6 protein-coding genes are annotated in these 3,635 nt (G+C 50.2%); all 6 read right to left on the bottom strand.

Going from position 1 to position 3,635, the window contains the following annotated elements; genetic code table 11:
- Positions 1-50 precede the first annotated feature (50 nt).
- The 6 genes from MWU64_RS15270 to MWU64_RS15245 all read right to left on the bottom strand — a co-directional run bounded on the left by MWU64_RS15270 (position 51) and on the right by MWU64_RS15245 (position 3,433).
- Positions 51-329, bottom strand: a complete 279-nt coding sequence (locus tag MWU64_RS15270; protein WP_144820871.1) for a type II toxin-antitoxin system RelE/ParE family toxin — start codon at positions 327-329, stop codon at positions 51-53.
- Between the two features lie 135 nt (positions 330-464).
- Positions 465-845 (bottom strand): phosphopantetheine adenylyltransferase, encoded by a 381-nt coding sequence (locus MWU64_RS15265; RefSeq protein ID WP_247065334.1) that lies wholly within the window; start codon positions 843-845, stop codon positions 465-467.
- 115 nt (positions 846-960) lie between these two features.
- On the bottom strand, positions 961-1,371 hold the full coding sequence (locus tag MWU64_RS15260; protein ID WP_247065332.1) for a hypothetical protein: 411 nt from the start codon (positions 1,369-1,371) through the stop codon (positions 961-963).
- A 63-nt stretch (positions 1,372-1,434) separates the two neighbouring features.
- On the bottom strand, positions 1,435-2,163 hold the full coding sequence (locus MWU64_RS15255; RefSeq protein WP_247065330.1) for a hypothetical protein: 729 nt from the start codon (positions 2,161-2,163) through the stop codon (positions 1,435-1,437).
- Between the two features lie 102 nt (positions 2,164-2,265).
- Positions 2,266-2,862 (bottom strand): hypothetical protein, encoded by a 597-nt coding sequence (locus MWU64_RS15250; RefSeq protein WP_247065328.1) that lies wholly within the window; start codon positions 2,860-2,862, stop codon positions 2,266-2,268.
- Positions 2,863-2,947: 85 nt separating this feature from the next.
- Positions 2,948-3,433 carry a hypothetical protein gene (locus MWU64_RS15245; protein WP_247065325.1) on the bottom strand — a complete coding sequence of 162 codons (486 nt, stop codon included), beginning with the start codon at positions 3,431-3,433 and terminating at the stop codon, positions 2,948-2,950.
- Between the last annotated feature and the right edge of the window lie 202 nt (positions 3,434-3,635).

Genomic DNA, 3,635 nt, shown 5'->3' with positions numbered 1-3,635 from the left:
GTACACCTCGCGAATGAATTCACCAGGATGCGGCGGATTATGCATAGTCATTAGTGATAATCCTCATAATCAAGAATGTAGGCGTTGCCGTCCTGGAATTCGAACGTCATGCGCCAATTTCCGTTAACCCTAATCGACCACCGGCCTTTGTCTTTACCCTTCAATGAATGAAGCCGAAAACCAGGGATATCCATGTCTTCCACTGAAGTCGCCGTATCCAGAGCAGCCAGCTGCATACGCAGCTTCGTGGCATGGTCGGGTTGTATGCCAGACGTGTGGCCGGTCGAATAAAACCGCTTCAGTCCTTTGTGACGGAATGATTTAATCATGAGGGGATGCTAGCGTGTTGCGCATCACGCAACAATAGAACTTAACGCCAGCGCACAACGGCGCCCTTGTAATGGAGGCGCAGCCGCAATGTAAAGGGCGTCCGGCGGCCGCAGGCCGCGTATTGATGCGCCTTGTTAAATTTGGTTGCGGCCGACAACACGGATAACCCCTGCACCAATGAGCGCGACAATGGCGATAATATCTGCGATGACGACCTTGCGAACGGACTCATTGTACCCGCCAACTGACCACGCAATCGCGATGAAGGACACAACGCTAACGAGGCCCGCAACAATTGCCAATGTTTGTAACGATGGCTGGAACGCTGCATAAACCAGGAACAGACCGAGAAGCCCGAACAGGATAGCCCGGTGGCGCATCAGGATTTCGATATTGGGCTCCCCCAAGGAAACGCCATATAAAGCGGCCAACCTCTCCACGCCCAGAACCCCAGAAACGGGCAACAGATGAATGATGCCTACGAGCACTAGCAGGCCTGTGACAACTTTCTCCATGCTTGCGTTTCCTCCCTGAATTTAACGCCGAAGCACAGCGGCGACCTTGGAGTGGCGACGAAGGGGCCACGGAAAGGGCGTCCGGCGGCCATAGGCCGCGCACTGCTACGCCTTGTTAATTGGATACCTCAATGTACCACTTGGGCTTCATGCGCCCGAAATCCCGGCGGACGTTCGATTTCAGTGCCTTTTTGGAGTCCAGCACCTTTGCCTCGCCGCCCTCTCTGACAAACACAACCCAATGCCAGAATGGTTTGCCCTGTTCCATACGCCATTTAATCGCCATAAGGGCCTTGTCTGGAAGGCTCTCCCAAGACTCGAACGGTGTTTCTTTGGGCGACACCGAGATACCGAATGCCCGCAAAAGCTTCCGGACGTGCACAGTCTCCGACCAGAGCGACGTGTCTGCGGCGTAAATACCCAGAGCGTTTGCCTTACTCTTGGCCTCCGCATAGCCAATGCCTGCTAGAGCAGCGCTTGCAGCAATACCACAACCCGTTATTTCTTCCTGGATAACTGGTTCCATATCTCTACCAATTAACGCCAGAGCGCACCGGCGCACTTTAGTGCGTCCGCGTGGCGCGAATTGTTAAACGATACCCAGTGCTTGCTGCGCCTTTATCCGCTTTGCACCGGGGCCGGAATCAGTGTTTAGCCACGTATTGAAATGGCCATTTAGACCAGATGGGTGCGCGATATGAACCCACACGCGACCATCAGCATGAACTGCCATATCGTTGATCTGTTCAAAATCGTCCGGAAATTGTCGCTGAAGTAATTCTTGGCAGCCCTTCACATAGCCATCTGAGTTGCCGAGAAAAACTACCACTCTCACAGTTTTAGGCAGGACGCCTAGGTACTTTGACGCGCAGGCATTGATAACGTCTGGAATTTCAGAAAAGGACTTCGTAATGAGAGGGCCTGTGCATGCGTAGACATCCCGCCCCTTCTTTTTGGATGCTTTTGCATCCCTTCTTGATACGCTGCACCGAATGAGCGACCCAAAAGCAATTTTTGACTCTGGATCGCTTATTTTTTGATCTGACGTTTCATCCTCCTCAAGAAGCCCTATTTTCTGCAGTGCTTGAGTAAGTCGCGGCCTCATACCTGCGAAAGCGATATCCTCGAATCGGCCTGTATTATAGATACCTGATTGGGTAGCGCCTTTTGAGAAACCTAAGACCAAGTAATCAGGAGTCGAACTCCCCCACGCTCCCGGATCATTAATCATCCACCAATCTTGGTGAGGCTTTCTTTGGCTTCCTTCAGCGTCAGAAAAGCATGCTCGACAATTAATCTTTCCATGTTCAGGTAGCATAAGATCCCTCTTTACGTTTAACGCTTGCAGCATGCGCGCCCTTGGAATGGAGCCGAAGGCGCAATGGAAAGGGCGTCGCTTTGCCTGCACTGGTTAGGGAGGCTAGGCGTCATCCCTCTTTTTTGCGAGCTCCGATAACGACTTGCTGATGCTAGCCAAGCTCTTATTCATGTTGATAAATACTGTATTATTTTTTCCTTTCAGAGCATCGGATAGGTCCTGAGCTGCACTATTTTTGGTGCCCGCATGCTGCATGTAATTCACATCCAGCATTGAAGAGTCCGTGCCTTGTTTGCTTGATCGTAATGGAGTTCGAAAGGTGTACTGCGCACTTACAGCAATCCCATCCTGTACTCTATCTTTCAGACCACCATATTGCCCTGCATTGAATCTCAACTCTTTCCCTGGCGCCAAAAAGGGAATTTTGTGATCAATCTGTTTGTTTTCGCTGCTGTCGGGCTTTTCTATACCCCAGCATAAAATGGGAAGTGGTGCTGAAAAGGATATATCCTTCGCCGTACCCGTCCCGATATTCCGTATTACGAGATCAATCAGACTGGCTGTGTCAGGGTTTGGCTCATAATAGACAACAACACACGGTTTTGTTTGACGATAGATTGCGTAGTAAGCCGTCGCAACTGCAAGAAATGTCCCAATCGGACTAACGATGTAGAAAGCTATCTGCAAAGACTCAGCCATTCTTTCTCCCTAACGCTTGTAGCATGCGCGCCCATGGAATGGAGACGAAGGCGCAATGTATTGGCCGCCGCCGTGCCTGAATTGGTTAGGCATCCTGAAGATCACCCTTCTTGGATTCTTGCTTTACCTTCTCCCATTCATCCTTCAACAATTCCTGACTCTCGACGACCAACTGATTCAGAGCTGTATTCAACTCGTCTTGCTGAAAGGAATTCGTGAGATCAGGGATTTGGGCAATCAAACTCTCGATACGCATATCAACATTGGGCTTTCCATCCTCTTCTTTTGGATTGAGTTGAAGCCTAATCAGATACCGCAGCTTATCGATTTCCTGAAGCAGGCATTTTTCTGATTCTGGGGTGTCATGTAGCTCGCGAGTCCAAGTGTGAGTTAATCCTGCGAAGGAGGAAATATTATTTCGGAGCTTATCAAGCCACTTAACACGCTCACTCGTCACCGTATTGATAAAAGCAGTCTTTTTAGTCGTTTTTAAGTGATTGATTGCGTTCCACACGCCTATAAACGCGGTAGCAACAATCCCTATCGCATAAAACCAGTCCTTTGCATCCAATTTCTTTACCTCAACAATTGCGATAATTTTATTTGCCTAACGCCAGCCAGCATGCGCGGCTACGGAATGGAGGCGAAGCCGCAATGTAGTAGGCGTCGCGTGCCTGGCCTTGATACTGATTGAGCCTTCTCCCCAGCCCGGCGGTTACCCGCTAAGCTGGAAGGCGACCAAGCACTACAAGGGAGAAGACTCATGAACTTTT

The organism is Marinobacter sp. S0848L (assembly GCF_023016065.1).
GTDB lineage: Bacteria > Pseudomonadota > Gammaproteobacteria > Pseudomonadales > Oleiphilaceae > Marinobacter.
The sequence above is the reverse complement of the archived record's forward strand: the minus strand, read 5'-3'. Positions and strand labels throughout refer to the sequence as shown.